This is a genomic window from Bradyrhizobium sp. SZCCHNRI20481, from assembly GCF_032485055.1.
Lineage (GTDB): Bacteria > Pseudomonadota > Alphaproteobacteria > Rhizobiales > Xanthobacteraceae > Bradyrhizobium.
The window spans coordinates 143207-162839 of record NZ_JAUEUE010000016.1; the positions used below are offsets into that span (position 1 = coordinate 143207).

Genomic DNA, 19633 nt, shown 5'->3' on the forward strand with positions numbered 1-19633 from the left:
CCTCCCGTTGGGGGGAGGTGTCCCGCCGGCGTGAATACGGGAAGGGTCGTTCCGCGTCAAGGAACTTCGCGCCCTCTTGTCGGCGTTCACGCAGTCGTGCTGGCATGCAAGCGAATGCAATTCATTCCGGTGCGGCACCGACCGGTGCCTGACCAGCCGGCGGACGATGCAGGAAGGTCATCGAGGCATAGGCGCCGATCCAGGAGCCGACCGCCGCGAACGCGACGTAGATCCAGTTCTCGGTGTAGCTGATCACGGCGAAGGACGAGAGCATGTACCAGATCGAGCTCCAGGTCGCCGCTGACACTCGCCGCTTGGCAACGACCGCCGAAGTGAACATGACGTAAACCGCATCGGTCGCTGCAGTCGCTAGGGCGACACCGAAGGCCGTGAGTGGATTGATCGCCGACATCGTCCTCTCCTCTTCGTTGTGCTGCACCAAGCGACGTCATTGTCTCGCCGAACGCATCCATGCACAATGACGCGATCTGTACGCGCCGAACAACAAGGACAGAACAATGGAACGCGTCCGTCTCGGGAGGAGCCCGCTCGACATCACCCGACTCGGCCTCGGCACGGCGCCGCTCGGCGGCCTGTTCGAGCCGGTCAGCGATGGCGATGCCGAAGCCACGATCGCTGCGGCGTGGGCGCGCGGGGTGCGCTTCTACGACACCGCGCCGCTCTACGGCTTCGGCCTCGCCGAGCAGAGGCTCGGTGCGTTTCTGCGCCGGCAGCCGCGCGACAGCTACGTGATCTCGACCAAGGTCGGACGGCTGCTGCGGCCGGACCCGACGGCGTCGGGCGAAGATACGCACTATAAGGGCACGCCGCCGCTGCGGCCGCAGTTCGACTATTCCTACGACGGCGTGATGCGTTCGGTCGAGGAGAGCCTGGTTCGGCTCGGCCTGGATCGCGTCGACATCCTGCTCGTGCATGATCCCGACGACCACTATGACGAAGCCGTGGCTGGCGCCTTCCGTGCCCTGCAGCGGCTGCGCGACGACGGCAGCATCAAGGCGATCGGCGCCGGCATGAACCAGTCGGAGATGCTGGCGCGCTTCGCCGAGGCCGTTCCGGTCGACTGCTTTCTCCTGGCGGGCCGCTACACGCTGCTCGACCAGGGCGCGCTGACGGCGCTGTTTCCGATCTGCCGCGCGAGGAACATCGCCATCATTCTCGGCGGCATCTACAACAGCGGCATCCTCGCCAATCCTTACGGGCCCGCGAAGTTCAACTACGAAGATGCCGATGCCGCCTTGGTGGCCCGCGCGCGCCAGCTCGACGCCCTGTGCAAGCAACACGGCACCGAGCTCAAGGCCGCCGCGATCCAGTTCTGTCTCGCCCATCCCGCCGTCACCGTCGGCCTGCAGGGCGCGCGCAATGCGCAGGAGGCCGCCGACAACATCGCGTTGGCGCAGGCGCGAATCCCCGACACGTTCTGGCGCGACCTGCGCGCCAGCAATCTGATCGATGCCCGCGCACCGCTGCCGGGAGAGGCGTCATGAGCCGCGTCATCGATGCGCATCAGCACTTCTGGGATCCCGGTCGCGCCGACTATCCGTGGATGGCCGGGGACGCGCTGGCGCCGATCCGCCGTCCGTTCGGTCCTGCCGACCTTGCTCCGCGGCTCGCCGAGAATGGTATCGAGGCCAGCATCCTGGTGCAGACCCGGTCGTCGCTCGACGAGACCGAGGAATTCCTGCGCATCGCGCACGCGACGCCGTTCGTCGCCGGTGTCGTCGGCTGGGTCGACCTGAGCGGTCCATCGGTAGGGTCGACGATCGACAGGCTGCGCGGCCTGCCCGGCGGCGACAGGCTGGTCGGCATCCGCCACCAGGTCCATGACGAGGCCGATCCGGCGTGGATCTATCGCGGCGATGTCAGGCGCGGCCTCGACATCGTGCTCGCGCACGACCTGACCTACGATCTGCTGGTGCGCACGCGCGAGCTGCCGGCGGCGATCGCGACCGTCCGCGCGTTTCCAAGAGCACGCTTCGTGCTGGACCACGCCGCCAAGCCGCCGATCGTAACCGGGTTCGATCAGGACTGGGCCGATCGCATCGCCGAGCTCGCGGCCTGCGGCAATGTCTGGTGCAAGGTGTCGGGGCTGGCGACGGAAGCCGTCTGGACCGACTGGGATGCCGAGCGGCTGTTTCCCTATGTCGCGCACGTCGCACGCTGCTTCGGCGCCGACAGGCTGATCTTCGGCTCGGACTGGCCGGTGTGTCTGCTCGCCGGCAGCTATGGCGAAATCAAGCAGGCGCTCGAGCACTGCCTGACCCGGCTCGGTGCCGAGGTCCGCGACAAGGCCTTCGGCCCGAACGCCGTCGCAGCCTACCGCCTGCCGCTCTGATTAGATCAGAACCGCATCACCATGCCGAAATGGCTTTTGGCGAAGCCGAGCCGCTCATAGAAGCGCTGTGCGTCGGTGCGGCTCTGATGCGTCATGAGCTCGACCAGATTGCAGCGCCGGCTGCGGGCCTCGGCAATCGCCCATTGCAGCAGCTGCTCGCCGATGCCCCGGCTGCGCCGGTCGATTGCGACCCGAACGTCTTCGATCAGCGCGCGCGACGCACCTTGCGAGCTGAGCCCGGGCAGGATGCAGAGTTGCAGGCAGCCGACCACCCTGTCCGCCTCCACGGCGACGACCAGGGTGATATTCGCGTCCCGCACGATCGCCTCGAATGCGTCGTAGTAGGACTGCGGCAACGGCTGCTCGACACGCTCCCGCGCCCGGCCGAGATGATCGTCGGCGAGCATGGCGACAATGGCGCCGACGTCGTCGCGTTGCGCAGGCCGGATCATGATGGACATGAGCTTTCAGGACAGGCTTGCAAACAGCTCAGAACTTGTAGCCGAGGCCCGCGCGCACCGTGTTGATGCTGGTGTCGACGGTCGAGGTGAAGCGGATGTATTCGTATTCGGCCCGCGCAAACAGGCCGCCGACGAGATTGACGTCGACGCCGAGACCGGCGCTGTAGCCATAGATCAGGTGATTGTGCTGAATGTTGTTGGCGCTGAGCGGCGCGAGCGGCGTGTAGGTCCCCAGGAAAGTGGTGCTGACGCGATCCTGAACCGTCACGGACTGGCCGAGATCTGCATTGCCGAGCGCAAGGCCGAAGAACCCATAAGGCAGGAAACAGCCCATTGCATAGCCGGCACGACCCCGGATCGTTGCCATGTCGGTGATCGATATCTGCGAGGACTGCGTCGAGGTCACGGCGTGAAAGTTGCCGTCAGACAGTGCGGCCGTGCTGACAAGCGTGCGGCTCGAAGAGGCCATGCCGCCATACTTGCCATGCAGATAGCTCGCCTCGACGCCGAGCACGACGTCGTCCCACTGACTGTTGTAGCCGACGAAGGCGCCGAAGCCAGATGCGCGCGAGGACTGCTTGCCGAGATTGGGGTTCCACGACGATACCTGCATCTGGCTCTCGATCAGCGTGTTGGCAAGCACCGCCGCCGTGATGTTCTTGGTCGAGCCGTTGAAATTCTCATCGGACGAGCCGTAGCCGCCCTGGACGCCGACGTAATAGCCGTCCCAGTTGACCCGCGAATTGTTCAGGCCCTCGGTCAGGCCGCCCCGCAGGATCGGAAGGTCGGACAAATCCGCGGCCTGCGCCGCGGAGATCATGCCGCACACCGAAACCGCCACCACCAGGCTACGCATCGCAACGCTCCAATCAACACTTGACTCTCTGTTCCGATCATCGCGCGTTAACCTTAATCATTCGTTGTCGCAGCGCTCTGCGCGGAAATTCTTTCAGCGTGGAGGCGTTCGAACAGCGGTATCAGAAACGCTAAGCGGCGCGGGAGGCCCGCGCCGCTTGATTGTTTACAGTGATGAGGACCGCTCGGCTCAGCCCTTGCGGATCAAGGGCGGCATCATCGGGGGCGGCGGAGGCTGGTCGAAATTCCAGCGCACGCCGAGCTTCAGGTCGTGCGAGGTGATGTCCTTGAACTTGAAGACGTTGCCGGTGGTGTTGCCGACATAGTCGGACAGGACGCCGGTCTGCCCTTGACCGAGATCGACGTAGCTGTAGGCCAGCTCCAACACCAGGTTCGGATTGACGTTGTAGGCGAGACCCGCATGGGCCGCCCAAGCGAAATTCCATTTCGAGGAGGTCGGCGCCGTCGCGAAGCTCGTGGTCGTGAACGGCAGGTTGTTGATGCCCGTGTCGGTGAAATTCGAAATCGTCACCCGCGCACCGCCGACACCCGCGCCGATGAACGGCGTCACGCACCACCAGGTGCCGAGATCGACATAGGCGTTGGCGAGCACCAGCCATTCGGACTTGCTGCCGCTGTAATTGTCGATGCCGCTATAGGGCACGCCGCCCGCCGTTGCATTGAAGCGGTCGGTGGCCTTGAAGTTCGAATTGCCGCGATACTGGCCGGTGACGTCGGCGCGGAACCAGCTGTTGAAGCGATAGCCGACGCCGACGCCGTAGATGCCCGCGGTGTCGAACGCCGAGGTCTGGTTGAACGACGTCATCGGCGTGTAGGCGGACTCGCGCGAGTAATGAACGTCCTTGACCTTTTGATTGCTGAAACCGATGTCGCCGCGCAGATACCAGCCACCGAAATCGGCCGCCGGCGGCGGCGCGTAGACCGGAGGAGGCGCGATGGGCATGTCGGCCGCAAAGGCGAGAGTTGAAAACAGAGAGGCCGCTCCGGCGGCGATCAAAGACTTAACGCTACGCATTGGCTTCGTCCCTTTGGCCGGTGAGGCGATCGAGAATCCGGCCCCACATCACAACTGACGACCGTACAATCGCGCCAAATGCTTAAGCGGCGCTTAACCCTAATTATTAAGGTTGATATTTCCTGAGCGCACAAGAACCGTTAACGACCGCGCAACACCTCCTAACAATTCGTCATCTCCGTCTCGTCCTCGTAGTAATCATCAACTAATTAGTTCAACTTAAAATTGTCGACATCGCCTCTCTCCAGACGGAGCGATCGCATATGGCGATCTGCGTTTTGCGCCGTCTGCTCCCACATCGTCGTGGCCGGCCTGTCCCGGCCAGCCACGTCCTTGTTGCGCTCGGAAGGAACGTCGTGGATGCCCGGGTCAAGCCCGGGCACGACGTAACAGATTGGCAGACTTGCCCGCCGCGATTGGCCGATTTCATCGATGCATCGCCCTGTCCTGGCCCCTGCCCGCTTTACGACGAGCCGCAGATCGCGCCGGCAGACCCGAGCCCACCGCTCTCGCGCGCAGGACGACAAGCTGCCGACAAAAAGGCCTGCCATCAGACGATGATGGCAGGCCGCAAAGGCCGAATATGACGGTTGATGATTATGCGGCGGCCGCAGCCGCGTTGCCAACCGCAGCAACGATCTCGTCGACGACCTCCTCGACCAGATCGCGGTCGTCACCCTCGCCCATCACGCGGATCACCGGCTCGGTTCCGGAGGAGCGCACGAGCAGTCGGCCATGGCCGTTGAGGCGCTTCTGTCCGGTGTCGATCGCCGACTTCACCTCGTCCGCGTCGAGTGGCTTGCCGCTGCGATAGCGGACGTTCTTGAGGATCTGCGGCAGCGGATCGAAGCGATGGCAGACCTCGGAGACCGGACGGCGCAGCCTCTGCACCGTCGCCAGCACCTGCAGCGCGGCGACGAAGCCGTCCCCCGTGGTCGCGTAGTCCGAGAGAATGATATGGCCCGACTGCTCGCCGCCGAGATTGTAGCCGTCGGCCAGCATGCGCTCGAGCACATAGCGGTCGCCGACCGGTGTGCGCACCAGCTCGAGCCCCTGCCCCTGCAGGAAGCGCTCGAGACCGAGATTGGACATCACGGTCGCGACGATGCCGGCGCGCGCCAGGCGGCCGTCTTCCTTCCAGCTCTGCGCGATGACCGCGAGCAGCTGATCGCCATCGACGATGTGGCCGCGCTCGTCGACCAGGATCACGCGATCCGCGTCGCCGTCGAGCGCAATGCCGATGTCGGCGCGCATCTCACGCACCTTGCGGCACAGTGCCTCCGGCGAGGTCGAGCCGCATTCCTTATTGATGTTGAAGCCGTCCGGCTCCACGCCGATCGAGATCACGTCGGCACCCAGCTCCCACAGCGCCTCGGGCACGACCTTGTAGGCCGCACCATTGGCGCAATCGACCACGACGCGCAGGCCGTCGAGCGAGAGGTCGCGCGGCAGGGTGCGCTTGGCGAATTCGATGTAGCGATCGTGCACGCCGTCGATGCGGCGGGCGCGGCCGAGGCTCGCGCTCTGCGCCAGCTTCTTGTCGAGCGACTCGTCCAGCAGCTGCTCGATCTGCTTCTCGACATCGTCTGACAGCTTGAAGCCCTGCGGCCCGAACAGCTTGATGCCGTTGTCCTCGAACAGATTGTGCGAGGCCGAGATCATGACGCCGAGATCGGCGCGCATCGACTTGGTGAGCATGGCGACCGCCGGCGTCGGCATCGGGCCGACCAGCAGCACGTCCATGCCGACCGAGGTGAAGCCGGCCACCATCGCGTATTCGATCATGTAGCCGGACAGGCGGGTATCCTTGCCGATCACCACCCGGTGGCGATGCTCGCCGCGCTGAAACAGAAGACCTGCGGCCTGCCCGACCTTGAGCGCGAGTTCCGGTGTGATCAGGCCGTTGGCGCGGCCACGAATCCCATCGGTCCCGAAATAGTTACGGCTCATATGACCCCCAGCAACGGCTTCTGGATTTCGTTACCGGCGGGGGCGAATCACATGGCAAGCCCCTCCGGTCAGCCCGCGGGTTATAGTCGCCTTAAAGCTAAGATGGATTCAAAAAATGTGATCAATCATTACCACGAAACCGCCACGGCCGCCGCAAGTCATTGTTAAGGCTAATTTTTCACTCGACCTGACGGCTCCGGAGGGCCCCCCTCGGAGCGCCCCCGCAGCAGGAATGTGCTCGCTCCGGCGGCCCCTGACGTCCTGTTGCGGAACGCTCGCAGTTTGCGTGTCTTGCCCGGACGCCGTGGCGGTTCCCAAGTTGGATTTGGCAGGCGCCGCAAAGATGCTAGATGACTGCCGAGCCCAAGAAACGAGACGTCGGTGGGGAGTCGAAGAGCGCGATGAAACACGTCACCTGCATTGAAGACCTGCGCCTGCTGCACAAGCGCCGCGTGCCCAAAGCCTTCTTCGACTACGCCGATCGCGGCTCCTATGCCGAGGAGACGCTGCGGGCCAACCGCGACGATCTGCAGAAGATCAAATTCCGCCAGCGCATTCTGGTCGACGTGTCCAAGCGGGATCTGTCGACGACGATCCTTGGCGAGCCGTCATCGATGCCGCTGATCCTGGCGCCGGTCGGCCTTCTGGGCATGCAGCACGGCGACGGCGAGATTCACGCCTGCCGCGCCGCCCAGGCCGCCGGCATCCCGTTCACGCAGAGCACGATGTCGATCTGCTCGATCGAGGACATCGCGGGCAGCGTCGAGAAGCCGTTCTGGTTCCAGCTCTACGTCATGAAGGATCGCGGCTTCATCAAGGCCCTGGTCGAGCGCGCGATCGCCGCGAAGTGCAGCGCGCTATGCCTGACCGTCGACCTGCAGGTGATCGGCCAGCGCCACCAGGACATCAAGAACGGCATGAGCGTGCCGCCGGAATGGACGCTGTCGAAGCTGTTCGACTTCGCCACCAAGCCGGCCTGGGTGCAGGGCGTGCTGCAGGGCAAGCGCCGCACCTTCGGCAACATCGCCGGCCACGTGAAGAACACCGAGGATCTCACCAAGCTCTCGGCCTGGACCGCGGCGCAGTTCGACACTTCGCTGAACTGGAAGGACGTCGACTGGATCCGCTCGATCTGGCCGGGCAAGCTGATCATCAAGGGCATCCACGACATCGAGGACGCGAAGCTCGCGGCCGCGACCGGCGCGCAGGCGCTTGTCGTCTCCAACCATGGCGGCCGCCAGCTCGACGGCGCACCGTCCTCGATCCACGTGCTGCCCGGCATTGCGGAAGCGGTCGGCGACAAGATCGAGATCATGTTCGACGGCGGCATCCGCTCCGGCCAGGACGTGATGCGCGCGCTCGCGCTCGGCGCCAAGTCGTGCATGCTCGGCCGCGCCTATGCCTACGGCCTCGGCGCCGGCGGCCAGGCCGGCGTCGCCAAGGCGATCGACATCATCCGCAACGAGCTGCTGACGACGATGGGCCTGTGCGGCATCAACACGGTGGCCGAGATCGACCGGAAGGTGCTGGCGGATTGATCGACACTTAACCGGTTGGGACAAAGCATGACGCTGGTCTCACACCGTGATGATCCGAAGCGCTTGCCAAGCAAAAGCTGTCGTCCCTGCGAACGCAGGGACCCATAGCCACCGCTGTCAGTTATTTCGGGCGGTCGCGCCACTGCATGGTGCGTTTGGGCATCTGCTCAGACTAAGACACCCTGGCGTGCCCCGACACTCCATCCTGGGGTTATGGGTCCCTGCGTTCGCAGGGACGACACCTTTTGTCAGGATGCGGCATACGCTCCAGATGAGCTGGGTCACATCGGCGGCGTCAGCCCATCGCGGCCGACGCTGACGCGGCTGGTCTCGAGCGAGCCATCGGGTAACTGCTTGACGGTGGCCATCACCTTCGCGCCGGCCGTCAGCTCGGATTTGTCGCCGGGCACGAAGGTCACGATCGGCGTGTCCGGCGCGATGTCGACCCGCTTCTCGCCGCCCTTGTATTTGACGAGCAGCGAGTGACCGTCGGTCGAGACCGAGCTTTCGGATACGGTGGCGTTGGTCATGCTCGAATTCGGCTTCAGGTCCCACGACCGCGAGCCTTCGCCCGTGCCGCGCATGTCCTCGGGAAAGATGTGGATCTCGACCGCCTTCGGCGCGCCGTCCGGGCCGGGCACCGTGGTGGCGCCGATGAACGAGCCCAGCTTGATGTCGGAAAGCTGCGCCTTGACGACACCCGAAACGCGCAGATCACCGGCCATGCGCAGCTTGAAGATCTCGCCGCTGCGGGCTTTCACCGTCATCATGTCGGCGTCGACGCTTTCGATGGCGCCGCGCACGCGCGTCGGCACCGGCGCCTGCTGGGCAATGGCGAGCGCGGATACAGCCGCAACCATGGCGAGTGAAGCGACGGAACGGATCAGGACGAGACGAGCGGACATGCAGGGCTCCGAGGGCGAGAGAAGATCATCCGCGTCCAATGCGGGGCTACGCGGACGCTCGATCAATGAGACGCCGACCATCTGCGCTTATTCCGCGTTCAAGCCCTTGTGAGATCGGCCTCGACCAGCGCGCGCAACTCGGGCGTGACCTGCGGACGGCGGCCGAACCACAATTCGAAGCCACGCACGGCCTGGTGCAGCAGCATGCCGAGCCCATCGGCAGTGCGCAGCCCCCTCGCCCGCGCCGCCGCGAGCAACTGCGTCTCCAGCGGCACGTAGACGATGTCGGCGACGACAGCCTGCTGCGGCAACAGCTCGACGTCGAGCTCGAGCGGCGGCTGGCCGTGCATGCCGAGCGAGGTGGTGTTCACGAACAGGCCCGCGCGCGGCAGCAGCGCGCCGACGCGGTCCCAGCCTTCGGCAACGACGTGGCTGCCGAACTGATCAGCCAGGGCTTGTGCGCGCGCCGCGGTGCGATTGATGACGTGGACGCGGCCGATGCCGCGCTCGAGCAGGCCGAACACGACGGCCCGCGCCGAGCCGCCGGAGCCAAGCACCAGCGCCTCGTCGGTGCGGTCCCAGCCTGGGGCGGCGGCATCCAGATTGCCGATGAAGCCTTCGACGTCGGTGTTGGTGGCCCGCAGGATGCGGTCCTCGTACCAGAGCGTGTTGGCCGCGCCGACCGCGCGGGCACGCGCGTCCGGCTCGCTCAGCTCCAGCACGCGCTCCTTGTGCGGGATCGTGACGTTGGCGCCGACGAAGCCGCGACGGTCGAGATGCATGACGAAGTCCGCCAGCTCTTCCGGCGGCACCGCCTCGATGGTGTAGCCGCCGGCAATGCCAAGCTCGTGCAGCCAATGATGATGGATCAAAGGCGAGCGCGAATGCGCGGCAGGCCAGCCGATCAGGCACGCAGCGCGGGGTTTGGCGGCGAGGGTCATGGCCGTGACATCGGACAAGCCCCGGCTGGAGTCAATGCTGGGGCTCGGCAGTCGCCCCCCGGGAAAGCGCCGCAGCGGCCGAGAGGCGCCATGGCCCAAACGGCGACGCGGCGTTAAGGTCGCGTGTCAGCTCGCGGCGAGCCCATCGGCGACGTCCGCCGGCGCCGTCTCCTTGCCCTTGATGTCGGCCACGGCGCGCTCGATTGTCTCGCGATAGCGCACCAGCGGCGGCCGCACGCCGTGGGTCAGCAGCGCCCGGCGCACGGTCGGCGACGCGCCCGTGATGAACAGGCGGATGCCCTGGCGCCTGGCCTTGGCGGCGACGCGGCTCATGGCGTTGGCAGCCGTCGAATCCAGGAACGGTACGGCGGCGAAGTCGACCACGAAGGCTTTGCGGCGGTCGGCGATCGAGTCGAGCACGGTGCCAACGGTCGAGGCGGCGCCGAAGAAGAACGCCCCGGTGATGCGATAGACCAGCACGTCCTTGTCGGTGCTGAGCTTGGGATTGTAGGGCACCCGCGCGCCGTCCTCGAAATCCGCACGGTCCTGCGCGACCAGCGGCGTGCTGTCCTCGACGCCGGTCATCTGCGCCATGCGGTTGATGAACAGCACGGCGCCGAGCGCAAAGCCGACCAGGATGCCCTCGGTGAGATCGCGGAAGACCGTCAGCCCGAAGGTCGCGAGCAACACCGTGGCATCGCCCCAGGACGATCGGATCAGGGTGGCGAACTCGTGCTTCTCGGCCATGTTCCAGGCCACCACCACCAGCACCGCGGCGAGCGCCGACAGCGGGATGTAGCTCGCGAGCGGAGCCGCGATCAGCATGAACACCAGCAGGAACAGCGAATGCAGCATGCCCGACACCGGCCCGCGTGCGCCGGCGCGAACGTTGGTGGCGGTGCGCGCGATGGTGCCAGTGACGCAGATGCCGCCGAACAGCGCCGAGCCGACATTGGCAAAGCCCTGCGCCACCAGCTCGCAGTTCGAGCGATGGCGACGGCCGGTCATGCCGTCGGCGACGACGGCCGACAGCAGCGATTCGATGGCGCCGAGCAGTGCGAAGGCGATCGCGTCGGGGAACACCGCCTGGACCTTGGCGAGCGAGAACGCCGGCAACGCCGGCGCCGGCAGCTCGCGCGGGATACCGCCGAATTTCGTCCCAATGGTCTCGACCGGAAGCTGCAGCGCGAAGGTGATGATGGCCGCGACCACGACCGCGATCAGGATGCCGGGCCAAGTCGGCCGCAGATGCTTGAGGCCGATGATGATCGCGATCGACAGCGCGGCCGTCACGACCGCAGACATGCTCGCGGTCGGCGCGCCATGCGCGAGCGCCGTGAGCTTCGGAAGCAGCTCGCCCGGCTCCTTGCCCGCAAGCGTGATACCGAACAGATCCTTCAGCTGGCTGGCAAAGATGATGACGGCGATGCCCGCGGTGAAGCCGACCGTGACCGGATAGGGAATGAACTTGATGTAGGTGCCGAGCCGCAAATATCCTGCGATCACCAGGATCACGCCGGACATCATCGTCGCGATCAGCAGGCCATCGAGACCCTGGCGATCGACCGTCGCAGCGACCAGCACGATGAAGGCACCCGCGGGACCGCCGATCTGAAAGCGGCTGCCGCCGAGCAGCGAGACCAGGAAGCCGCCGATCACGGCGGTGTAGAGACCACGCCCCGGCGAGACACCGGAGGCGATCGCGATCGCCATCGACAGCGGCAGCGCCACGATCGCCACGGTCAGGCCCGCCAGCGCGTCGGCGCGAAAGTCGCTGAGGCCGTAGCCCTCGCGCAAGACCGTCAGGAGTTTGGGGGAATAAAGCTCGGCGAAGGTCGGCTCATGATGTCCGACCCGCCCGTGCGAACGGTGTTCATTTGCGATGCTCATGCCCGTCACGCTCCCGTCGCCTCATCGGGCCGCGGCGCAGCCGACGATGCGTCCCACACGAAGCGCCCAGGGGCCCCGTGCCGCGCGATGAGCCTAGCTCGCGTCATCGCGCACAATGTCAGTTTGACGGCCCATGCGGCGGGGCGGCCCCGGTTCCTTCAGGCGAACACCACGCCCGCCATTCTCGCTGCGGGAATGCTCACCGATCAGATCCACGCCCGCACGATTGAGCGCATCGACGACCTTGGTCAGCGAGTCCACCACGCCGCGGACGTTGCCCGTGGAGGCTTCCATCCGCTGGATCGTCGGCAGCGACACGCCGGCCAGCTCGGCCAAGGTTCTCTGATCTATCCCGAGCAGCGCACGGGCTGCTCGCATCTGGAACGACGTGATCACGATGGCCTCACGTAGCAGACACCATAAATGATGTCTGAGACAAAGACAATGATGTAAAATACATCATAAATTGCTTTCGGAGGCAAGCTGGAACCCAGCCCTCGTCCTCTGTTCCCTGCGCGCCCGAGCAAGGTCCCGACGCGATCCGGCCCGCCATCCCGAGAGAGGATGACGGGCCGGTGCTGCTCGGCGCGGAGCGTTCGGCTCAGGCGGCGTCGCGGTGGGAGGCGATGATGTGGTCGGCGGCGCGGCCCGTCACCTCGGCCATGTGGTCGAACTGGCGGGTGAAGCTGCCGGCGCCGGCCGTGGCCGAGCGCAATTCGACGATCAGCTCGCCGATCTCGGCCTCCGGCATCATCGCGCGGACGCAATCCCAGCCCAGCCAGCCGTCGCGGGTGTCGAACGACAGGATCTGGCCGCGCCGCGCCGACAGGATCGCATTGATCCTGGCAGTCGCTTCCGTGGGGCAGACGATCTCAACGGTGTGAATCGGCTCCAGCAGCACCGGCTGGCATTGCGGCAGCCCCTCGCCGACGCCGACCCGCGCCGCGGTGCGGAACGCGAGGTCGGACGAATCCACGCTGTGATAGGAGCCGTCGGTCAGCGTGACCTCGACGTCGATCACGGGGAAGCCCAGGGGGCCGCGGGCCATTGCGTCGACAACGCCCTCCTCCACCGCCGGGATGTAGTTGCGCGGCACCGCGCCGCCGACCACCTTCTCGGCAAAGCGGAAGCCTTCGCCGCGCGGCAGCGGCCTGATGTCGAGCACGACGTCGCCGAACTGGCCGTGACCGCCGGACTGCTTCTTGTGGCGGCCGCGCTGCGTGATCGGCTTGCGGATGGTCTCCTGATAGCCGATCGCAGGCTGATGCGATTTCACGTTGACGCCGAAACGGTCGCGCAACCGCTCCAGCGCGACGCGCAGATGCATCTCGCCCTGCCCCCACAGCACCGTGTCGTGGGTGCGCGGGTTCTGTACCATCGTCAGCGATGGATCCTCCTCGTGGAGCCGCTGCAAGGCCTGGCCGAGCTTGACGTCGTCCTTGCGGTCCACGGCGGCGATCGAGAGCGCCAGCACGGGTGGGCACGCCTCGACCTTTGCCAGCGGCAGCGGCGCCGTCTTGCCGGTCGCAACCGTATCTCCGGTCTTGACCGCATCGAGCTTGCCGAGCGCGACCGTGTCGCCGGCTTCGGCGCCCGCGCGCTTGCTGTCATAGGCGCCGGTCGCAGCCAGGATGCCGGACACGCGCGCCGCCTCGCCCGAAGCGGCATGCAGCGTCGCTCCGTCGTCGAGATGGCCCGAAAGCAGGCGCGTCAATGACAGCTTGCCGCCGTGCTGCAGGTGCAACGTCTTGAAGACGTAGCCGAGCGCCTCCTTCGCGTCCTTCACGCCCAGCCGCTGCGCGGTCTCGGCGATTCCGGGCGCCTCGTGGCGCAGCGCCTTCATCAGCCTCAGCACGCCGTTCTCGCGCAGCGCCGAGCCGAGCAGCACCGGGCAGATCAGCCCCTCGCGCAATTCGCGCGCGAGATCGTCGAACACGGCGTCGCGCGGCGGCGGGATGTCCTCCAGCAGTTGCTCCATGAGCGCGTCATCGTGATCGGCGAGCTTCTCCAGCATCGAGAAGCGCGCCTCCTTCTCGCGGTCGAGATCGCCGCCTTCGAGCCCAACGACTTCCGACGCCTTGTGCTCGCGATAGATGAAGGCGCGCTCCAGCGCGAGGTCGACGAAGCCCTCGATCAGCTCGCCGTTCCAGATCGGAATCTGGCGCAGCACCAGCGGCACGCGCGAGGCCGGCTGCAATGTGGCAAGCGTCTCCCTGATGCGCGCATTGGCGCGGTCGATCTTGTTGAGGAACAGGAAGCGCGGGATGCGCAGCTCCTCGAGCTCGCGCAGGATGATCTGCAATTGCGGCAGCTTCTTCTCGTCGGCCTCGCAGACCACGATGGCGGCATCGACCGCCGGCAGCGCCGCGCGCATGTCGTGGATGAATTCGATCGAGCCGGGACAATCGAGGAAGGTGTAGCTGTCGCCCATGAAGGTCGTGGTCGCCGCCGTCATGGCGACGCTCATCTTGTGCTGACGCGCCTCCGGGCTGGCATCGCCGACGGATGTGCCGGCGTCGACGCTGCCCGCGCGCGGGATCACGCCCGTCCGCGCCAGGATCGCCTCCAACAGAGTGGTTTTACCGCTTTGGAAAGGGCCCACCAGCGCAATGCACCGTGGACCGCGGGGACTTCTCAGGTCTTGTCCCATTCGCCGCCTCCTCGTTGTGGAGCTCGGCCCTTGATTGGGTCGGCAAAGCCGAATGCTCTGCCTCAGCTGCCGCTTTGGCAAGCAGGCGGCCTGCGAAAAACGTTGCTGCAGTGCGGGGGATCGCGCCGTCTTCCCGCACGATGGCGGGAAGAGCGGCTATTCACGGCAAAGGGAAGATCACCGCCCCGGGCGCAATTCGAGGCTTTGCAGCCCCGCCGAGACGCTGAGGCCGACCTGGCCCTGGACGCTGAGTGGCTGCAGCGCGATCGAGTTGGCGGAGCCGCCGACCAGCACGTTGCCGCCAAGGCCGACGCCGACGGCGGCCGAGCCCTGTGCGCCGGCATAGTCGCCGGAGAGATCGCCCGGCCCGAGCCGTGCAACCGGGGCATAGACCACCCAGGCCAGCAGCGATTCCTGGGTGATGCCGAGATCGAGGCCGACCTTGCGGATGGTCGCGACGTAACGATCCTCCGGCAGCCCGTCGGCGCGCAGCACGCAGCCGAGATGGGTGACCGAGCCGACGATGAAGCCGACGCTGGCGCCACCGCGGCATTCGAGGACGCCGACCCGCACGCGATCTTGCGCCTGGGCAGCGCCGCCGGTGCAGAGGACGACCGCAGCAGCGAGCCCGGCGAGGATGGTCGAGCGCATGAATAAAAACTCCGGCTGAAATGAACGTGTGATGCAGACCCGTCGATCGGACTGACGATCACGGGGCATCACATCTATGCCACAAGCCTTACAGTCGCACCAGATTCGCCGCGCCGTCAGCACGCGCCATCGCGCCGGCCATTGCGACGCGTTCGCCCGAACGCTTCCGCGGCTCAGCGATAGAAGCGCGAGAAATAGGACGATGAACGGCTCGGGCTCGGGTGGATCGGCAGCAGCGGCACCAGCTCGACCTCGGTGATTCCGGCAGCGATGTTCAGGCCGGTCTGCCCCTGCAGGCTGATCGGCTGCAGGGCGGCGGCGCGATCGGTGTCGCGCACCAGGAAGCTGCCGCCGAAGCCGACCAGAGCCGCGGCGTTGGCGGACAATCCACCGTAGCGCCCGCGCAGCTCGCTGCGGCCGAAATCGTTGACCGGTGCGCTGACCGCCCACGCCATCCTGGTCTCATCCGTCAGCCCGACATCGAGGCCGTAGCGCCGGACCTTGGCGACATAGCGCTCCGGCTGGCGACCCTGGCTGCGAAACACGCAGCGCAGGCGTGACTGGGACATCACGAGCTTGCCGGAAGTCTTTCGTCCCGCGCACTCGAGCACGCCGGCGCGCATGGGGCGATTTGCGTGGGCTTGCGCGAACGGAGCAACCGACACAAGCAACGTGATCGACAGCAGAAGCAGCCGCATCGAACTCCAACCCTACGCCACCAGACTTATCGACCGACAAGAGAAAGGCGCCATGTTCAAAACATGGCGCCTTTCGGCCTGGAACTTGGCTTCTGGAGTTTCGAGACGGATGTTGCCCGATTACCTCAGATTGCCGCAGAAGCGCTGGATGCGCTTGCAGGCGTCCTCGAGATCGGAGGTCTTGGTCGCGTAGGAGATGCGGAACGCCGGGCCGAGGCCGAACGCCGAGCCGTGCACCACCGCGACGCCCTCGGTCTCCAGGAGCTCGGTGACGAATGCCTCGTCATTGTCGATCACCTTGCCCGACGGCGCAGTCTTGCCGATCGTGCCGGCGCAGGACGGATAGACGTAGAAGGCGCCTTCCGGCCGCGGGCATTCGATGCCGCTCGCCTGGTTCAGCATCGAGACCACGAGGTCGCGGCGCTCCTTGAACACCTTGTTGTTCGCGGGAATGAAGTCCTGCGGACCGTTCAAGGCTTCCACCGCCGCCCATTGCGCGATCGAGCACGGGTTCGAGGTCGACTGCGACTGGATCGTCGCCATCGCCTTGATCAGGTGCGCCGGACCACCGGCATAGCCGATGCGCCAGCCGGTCATGCAATAGGCCTTGGAGACACCGTTCACGGTCAGCGTGCGGTCGTACAGCGACGGCTCGACCTGCGCCGGCGTGGTGAACACGAAGTCGTCATAGACGAGGTGCTCGTACATGTCGTCGGTCATGATCCAGACATGCGGATGCTTGACCAGCACCTCGGTGAGCGCCTTCAACTCGGCCTTGGTATAGGCCGCGCCGGTCGGATTCGACGGCGAGCACAGGATCAGCCACTTGGTCTTCGGCGTGATCGCCTTCTCCAACGCCTCCGGCTGCAGCTTGAAGCCATGCGCCGCGGTGCAGACCACCGGCACCGGCTCGCCGCCGGCGAGCGCCACCATCTCCGGATAGCTGACCCAATACGGCGCCGGGATGATCACCTGGTCGCCGGGATTGATGGTCGCCATCAGCGCATTGTACAGCACCTGCTTGCCGCCGACGCCGACGATCACCTGGTTCGGCTTATAGGTGAGGCCGTTCTCGCGCTGGAACTTGCCGATGATGGCTTCCTTCAGTTCGGGGATGCCGTCGACCGCGGTATACTTGGTCTTGCCGGCCCGGATCGCCTGGATCGCAGCTTCCTTGATATTGTCCGGGGTGTCGAAATCCGGCTCGCCGGCGCCGAGGCCGATGACGTTGCGGCCCGCCGCTTTGAGGACGCGCGCTTTATCCGTGACCGCGATGGTCGCGGACGGCTTCACACGGTCGAGCGCAGCGGCGAGAAAGGACATCATCAGCTCCTATGCAGGCGTCGTGCATCACCCCTTCAGGGCCACGACCAGTCATGTCAGGGAAACGCCTGCTTTTAAGGCCCGCGGCGCGGCATCGCAAGAAGCTTGGGCACATGGCTCCCAAGACTTTAGGGAACGTTAAAGCCGCCCCGCTAGCGTGGGCCCACGATTGTCCAGAGTCTCAGGCCGAAATGACCACTATCGGGTGCGCCCTGCGATCCGGCGACTGGCTCACGGCCACGCGGATCAAGTCCTACAGCTGGATTCTGCTCGCGGTCACGATCGCGGCAATCGCCGGCTGGATCGCGCTGTCCGACGGGCTGATCGACCGCAACGGCAAGCCGATCGGGACCGACTTCTCCAACGTCTATGCGGCAGGCGTGCTGACCCTTCACGGCAAGGCGGCGGATGCCTACGATCCGCCGCTGCAGCATGCGATGGAAAAGGCCGTGTTCGATGGCCGCGACGTGCCGTTCTTCGGCTGGCACTACCCGCCCTTCTTCTTCGCGATCGCCGCCATCACCGCCCTGCTGCCCTATGCCGGAGGGCTCGCGCTCTGGGTCGTGTCGAGCCTGCTCGCATACCTCGCGGTCATGCGCGCGATCCTGCCGCGTTCCGAGACCCTGCTGGTGGCGACCGCCTTTCCCGCCGTGTTCGTCAACATCGGTCACGGCCAGAACGCGTTCTTCACCGCGGCGCTGCTCGGCGGCGCGCTGTTGCTGATGGAGCGCGACCGGCCGTGGGCGGCCGGCATCCTGATCGGCCTGCTCGCCTACAAGCCGCAATTCGGCGTCCTCATTCCCGTGGCGCTGCTCGCAGGCACGCGCTGGCCGACGATCGCTGCTGCAGCCGCCACGGTGGCCGCGCTGGTCGCGATCAGCTTCGCCGCGCTCGGCAACGAGGTCTGGCACGCCTTCTTCCAATCCATGACTTTCACACAGAGCGTCGTGCTCGAGCAAGGCGGCACCGGGTGGGAGAAGATCCAGTCGGTATTCTCCGCCGCGCGCCATTGGGGCGCCGATGTCAGGTCCGCCTATGCGCTGCAAAGCCTGCTGGCGCTGTCGCTCGCGGCCGGACTTGCCTGGCTGTGGCAGAGCGAGGCTGCGTTCGATCTCAAGGCTTCGGCACTGGCGAGCGCGAGCCTGCTGGCGACGCCCTACGTGCTCGACTACGACCTCGTGGTCGTTGCGGTTGCGATCATTTTCTTCGTCCGGCACGGCCTCGCGAACGGCTTTCGCGACTACGAGCTCAGCGTGCTCGCGGCCGCCTGGATCGTGCCGCTGCTCTCGCGCAGCGTCGCCGGGCTGACGACGATACCGCTGGGCCTCATCATTCTGATGGCCCTGTTCGCGCTGACCCTGCGCCGCGCACTCACCGATCGCGCCGTCGAGATCGGTGGACACGCGCGCATCGCACAAGCGTGATCTCGATTGTTTGAACCTATTGGAAAGTTGTTATTCGAGAGTGCAGTGCAGTAGCGCATTTCGACTTTTTCCATCCGCCGGCACTTGCAGCCTGCGCTCATCGGCATCATTGTCTGGCCGCATTGCGGGACGATCTGGCGTCCGGATGCGCGATGCGTCCAACCCTTGATTCCTCGAACTCGAAATCGGCCGGATGTACAAGCTCTATTCGATGCAGCGGTCAGGCAACAGCTACAAGGTCCGCCTTGCGCTCGCGCTTCTGAACGCGCCCTATCAGGCGATCGAGATCGACATTCTGCGCGGCGAGAGCCGCACGCCGGATTTTCTCGCCAAGAATCCGAGCGGCCAGGTGCCGCTGCTGGAAGTCGGCGAGGACCGCTTCATCGCCGAATCGAACGCGATCCTCTGGTATGTCGCCGGCGGCACGCCGCTGGTGCCGGAGCAGCGCATCGAGCGCGCCGAAGCGCTGCAGTGGATGTTCTTCGAGCAGCATGCGCTCGAGCCGAACATCGGCGCCGCCTATTTCTGGCTGCTCCTGGTCAAGGGCGGGCGCGACCTTCAGACCCATGCGCTGGAGGACTGGATGGAGCGCGGCTATGCCGCGCTCCAGGTGATGGAGAATCATCTCAAGAGCAACGATTACTTTGCCGCGAAACAGCTGACGGTCGCCGACATCGCGCTCTACGGCTACACGCACGTCGCCGATCGCTGCGACTTCGATCTGTCGACCTTCCCGAAGATCCGCAGCTGGCTGCGCCGCGTCGAACAGACACCCGGTTTCGTCGCGATGGATTGGCAGCCGGCACTGATCGATTCAGCCGGCATCGCCGCCGACTACGGGTGACATGCTCACCGTAAAACTACCGACCGCCCGTAGAACAGCGGGGAAAATACACGTTTAGGCGGGAACAAATACCACGAGCGCCATGTTCTTGCCTTTTTTGCTGATTTGCCGCCG

General features: G+C 65.7%; 18 protein-coding genes. 5 read left to right on the forward strand and 13 right to left on the reverse strand.

Features of this window, described 5'->3' with window-relative positions; genetic code table 11:
• Window positions 1–121: 121 nt before the first annotated feature.
• Window positions 122–412, reverse strand: a complete 291-nt coding sequence (locus QX132_RS25115) for a hypothetical protein (RefSeq protein ID WP_316163141.1) — start codon at window positions 410–412, stop codon at window positions 122–124.
• A 106-nt stretch (window positions 413–518) separates the two neighbouring features.
• On the opposite strand from QX132_RS25115, the gene QX132_RS25120 reads away from it, so the two are divergent.
• Window positions 519–1505 (forward strand): aldo/keto reductase, encoded by a 987-nt coding sequence (locus QX132_RS25120; RefSeq protein ID WP_316163142.1) that lies wholly within the window; start codon window positions 519–521, stop codon window positions 1503–1505.
• Window positions 1502–2353 (forward strand): amidohydrolase family protein, encoded by an 852-nt coding sequence (locus QX132_RS25125; RefSeq protein ID WP_316163143.1) that lies wholly within the window; start codon window positions 1502–1504, stop codon window positions 2351–2353. The genes QX132_RS25120 and QX132_RS25125 overlap by 4 nt, the downstream gene beginning before the upstream one ends.
• Window positions 2354–2358: 5 nt before the next feature.
• Here QX132_RS25125 and QX132_RS25130 read toward each other — a convergent pair whose 3' ends face one another.
• The 4 genes from QX132_RS25130 to glmM form a co-directional block, all read right to left on the reverse strand.
• Complete coding sequence (locus tag QX132_RS25130; RefSeq protein WP_315733922.1) at window positions 2359–2814, reverse strand: GNAT family N-acetyltransferase; 456 nt, start codon at window positions 2812–2814, stop codon at window positions 2359–2361.
• 28 nt (window positions 2815–2842) lie between these two features.
• A complete protein-coding gene (locus tag QX132_RS25135; RefSeq protein WP_315733923.1) occupies window positions 2843–3670 on the reverse strand; it encodes an outer membrane protein in 828 nt (275 codons plus the stop codon).
• A gap of 189 nt (window positions 3671–3859) precedes the next feature.
• Window positions 3860–4705, reverse strand: coding sequence for an outer membrane protein (locus QX132_RS25140; protein WP_315778051.1), 846 nt, complete (start codon window positions 4703–4705; stop codon window positions 3860–3862).
• A 597-nt stretch (window positions 4706–5302) separates the two neighbouring features.
• Window positions 5303–6655 carry a phosphoglucosamine mutase gene (glmM, locus tag QX132_RS25145; protein ID WP_315733925.1) on the reverse strand — a complete coding sequence of 451 codons (1353 nt, stop codon included), beginning with the start codon at window positions 6653–6655 and terminating at the stop codon, window positions 5303–5305.
• A gap of 401 nt (window positions 6656–7056) precedes the next feature.
• Between glmM and QX132_RS25150 the strand changes: the two genes are divergently transcribed.
• Window positions 7057–8193, forward strand: coding sequence for an alpha-hydroxy acid oxidase (locus QX132_RS25150; RefSeq protein ID WP_315733926.1), 1137 nt, complete (start codon window positions 7057–7059; stop codon window positions 8191–8193).
• 281 nt (window positions 8194–8474) lie between these two features.
• On the opposite strand, the gene QX132_RS25155 is transcribed toward QX132_RS25150, so the two are convergent.
• The 8 genes from QX132_RS25155 to QX132_RS25190 all read right to left on the reverse strand — a co-directional run bounded on the left by QX132_RS25155 (window position 8475) and on the right by QX132_RS25190 (window position 17251).
• Complete coding sequence (locus tag QX132_RS25155; RefSeq protein WP_315784236.1) at window positions 8475–9053, reverse strand: hypothetical protein; 579 nt, start codon at window positions 9051–9053, stop codon at window positions 8475–8477.
• Window positions 9054–9196: 143 nt separating this feature from the next.
• Window positions 9197–10039, reverse strand: coding sequence for a shikimate dehydrogenase (locus QX132_RS25160; protein ID WP_315771871.1), 843 nt, complete (start codon window positions 10037–10039; stop codon window positions 9197–9199).
• Between the two features lie 126 nt (window positions 10040–10165).
• A complete protein-coding gene (locus QX132_RS25165; RefSeq protein ID WP_315733928.1) occupies window positions 10166–11929 on the reverse strand; it encodes a SulP family inorganic anion transporter in 1764 nt (587 codons plus the stop codon).
• Between the two features lie 93 nt (window positions 11930–12022).
• Window positions 12023–12325: a helix-turn-helix domain-containing protein gene (locus QX132_RS25170; protein ID WP_315733929.1), complete on the reverse strand. Its 303-nt coding sequence runs from the start codon at window positions 12323–12325 to the stop codon at window positions 12023–12025.
• A gap of 205 nt (window positions 12326–12530) precedes the next feature.
• Complete coding sequence (locus tag QX132_RS25175) at window positions 12531–14579, reverse strand: elongation factor G (protein ID WP_316163144.1); 2049 nt, start codon at window positions 14577–14579, stop codon at window positions 12531–12533.
• Window positions 14580–14756: 177 nt separating this feature from the next.
• Complete coding sequence (locus QX132_RS25180; protein WP_315733931.1) at window positions 14757–15230, reverse strand: DUF992 domain-containing protein; 474 nt, start codon at window positions 15228–15230, stop codon at window positions 14757–14759.
• Between the two features lie 173 nt (window positions 15231–15403).
• Window positions 15404–15928: a DUF992 domain-containing protein gene (locus QX132_RS25185; protein WP_316163145.1), complete on the reverse strand. Its 525-nt coding sequence runs from the start codon at window positions 15926–15928 to the stop codon at window positions 15404–15406.
• Between the two features lie 120 nt (window positions 15929–16048).
• On the reverse strand, window positions 16049–17251 hold the full coding sequence (locus tag QX132_RS25190; protein ID WP_315757337.1) for a pyridoxal phosphate-dependent aminotransferase: 1203 nt from the start codon (window positions 17249–17251) through the stop codon (window positions 16049–16051).
• A gap of 191 nt (window positions 17252–17442) precedes the next feature.
• Here QX132_RS25190 and QX132_RS25195 point away from each other — a divergent pair, with 191 nt between their 5' ends.
• Window positions 17443–18675, forward strand: coding sequence for a glycosyltransferase family 87 protein (locus QX132_RS25195; protein ID WP_316163146.1), 1233 nt, complete (start codon window positions 17443–17445; stop codon window positions 18673–18675).
• 193 nt (window positions 18676–18868) lie between these two features.
• Window positions 18869–19519 (forward strand): glutathione S-transferase family protein, encoded by a 651-nt coding sequence (locus QX132_RS25200; protein ID WP_315803309.1) that lies wholly within the window; start codon window positions 18869–18871, stop codon window positions 19517–19519.
• Window positions 19520–19633 lie beyond the last annotated feature (114 nt).

What these genes read in the sequence shown, in the direction of transcription:
- QX132_RS25115 (WP_316163141.1), bottom strand. Translation starts at nt 412, where the DNA reads ATGTCGGCGATCAATCCACTCACGGCCTTCGGTGTCGCCCTAGCGACT.
- QX132_RS25120 (WP_316163142.1), top strand. Translation starts at nt 519, where the DNA reads ATGGAACGCGTCCGTCTCGGGAGGAGCCCGCTCGACATCACCCGACTC.
- QX132_RS25125 (WP_316163143.1), top strand. Translation starts at nt 1,502, where the DNA reads ATGAGCCGCGTCATCGATGCGCATCAGCACTTCTGGGATCCCGGTCGC.
- QX132_RS25130 (WP_315733922.1), bottom strand. Translation starts at nt 2,814, where the DNA reads ATGTCCATCATGATCCGGCCTGCGCAACGCGACGACGTCGGCGCCATT.
- QX132_RS25135 (WP_315733923.1), bottom strand. Translation starts at nt 3,670, where the DNA reads ATGCGTAGCCTGGTGGTGGCGGTTTCGGTGTGCGGCATGATCTCCGCG.
- QX132_RS25140 (WP_315778051.1), bottom strand. Translation starts at nt 4,705, where the DNA reads ATGCGTAGCGTTAAGTCTTTGATCGCCGCCGGAGCGGCCTCTCTGTTT.
- glmM (WP_315733925.1), bottom strand. Translation starts at nt 6,655, where the DNA reads ATGAGCCGTAACTATTTCGGGACCGATGGGATTCGTGGCCGCGCCAAC.
- QX132_RS25150 (WP_315733926.1), top strand. Translation starts at nt 7,057, where the DNA reads ATGAAACACGTCACCTGCATTGAAGACCTGCGCCTGCTGCACAAGCGC.
- QX132_RS25155 (WP_315784236.1), bottom strand. Translation starts at nt 9,053, where the DNA reads ATGGTTGCGGCTGTATCCGCGCTCGCCATTGCCCAGCAGGCGCCGGTG.
- QX132_RS25160 (WP_315771871.1), bottom strand. Translation starts at nt 10,039, where the DNA reads ATGACCCTCGCCGCCAAACCCCGCGCTGCGTGCCTGATCGGCTGGCCT.
- QX132_RS25165 (WP_315733928.1), bottom strand. Translation starts at nt 11,929, where the DNA reads ATGAGCATCGCAAATGAACACCGTTCGCACGGGCGGGTCGGACATCAT.
- QX132_RS25175 (WP_316163144.1), bottom strand. Translation starts at nt 14,579, where the DNA reads ATGGGACAAGACCTGAGAAGTCCCCGCGGTCCACGGTGCATTGCGCTG.
- QX132_RS25180 (WP_315733931.1), bottom strand. Translation starts at nt 15,230, where the DNA reads ATGCGCTCGACCATCCTCGCCGGGCTCGCTGCTGCGGTCGTCCTCTGC.
- QX132_RS25185 (WP_316163145.1), bottom strand. Translation starts at nt 15,928, where the DNA reads ATGCGGCTGCTTCTGCTGTCGATCACGTTGCTTGTGTCGGTTGCTCCG.
- QX132_RS25190 (WP_315757337.1), bottom strand. Translation starts at nt 17,251, where the DNA reads ATGTCCTTTCTCGCCGCTGCGCTCGACCGTGTGAAGCCGTCCGCGACC.
- QX132_RS25195 (WP_316163146.1), top strand. Translation starts at nt 17,443, where the DNA reads ATGACCACTATCGGGTGCGCCCTGCGATCCGGCGACTGGCTCACGGCC.
- QX132_RS25200 (WP_315803309.1), top strand. Translation starts at nt 18,869, where the DNA reads ATGTACAAGCTCTATTCGATGCAGCGGTCAGGCAACAGCTACAAGGTC.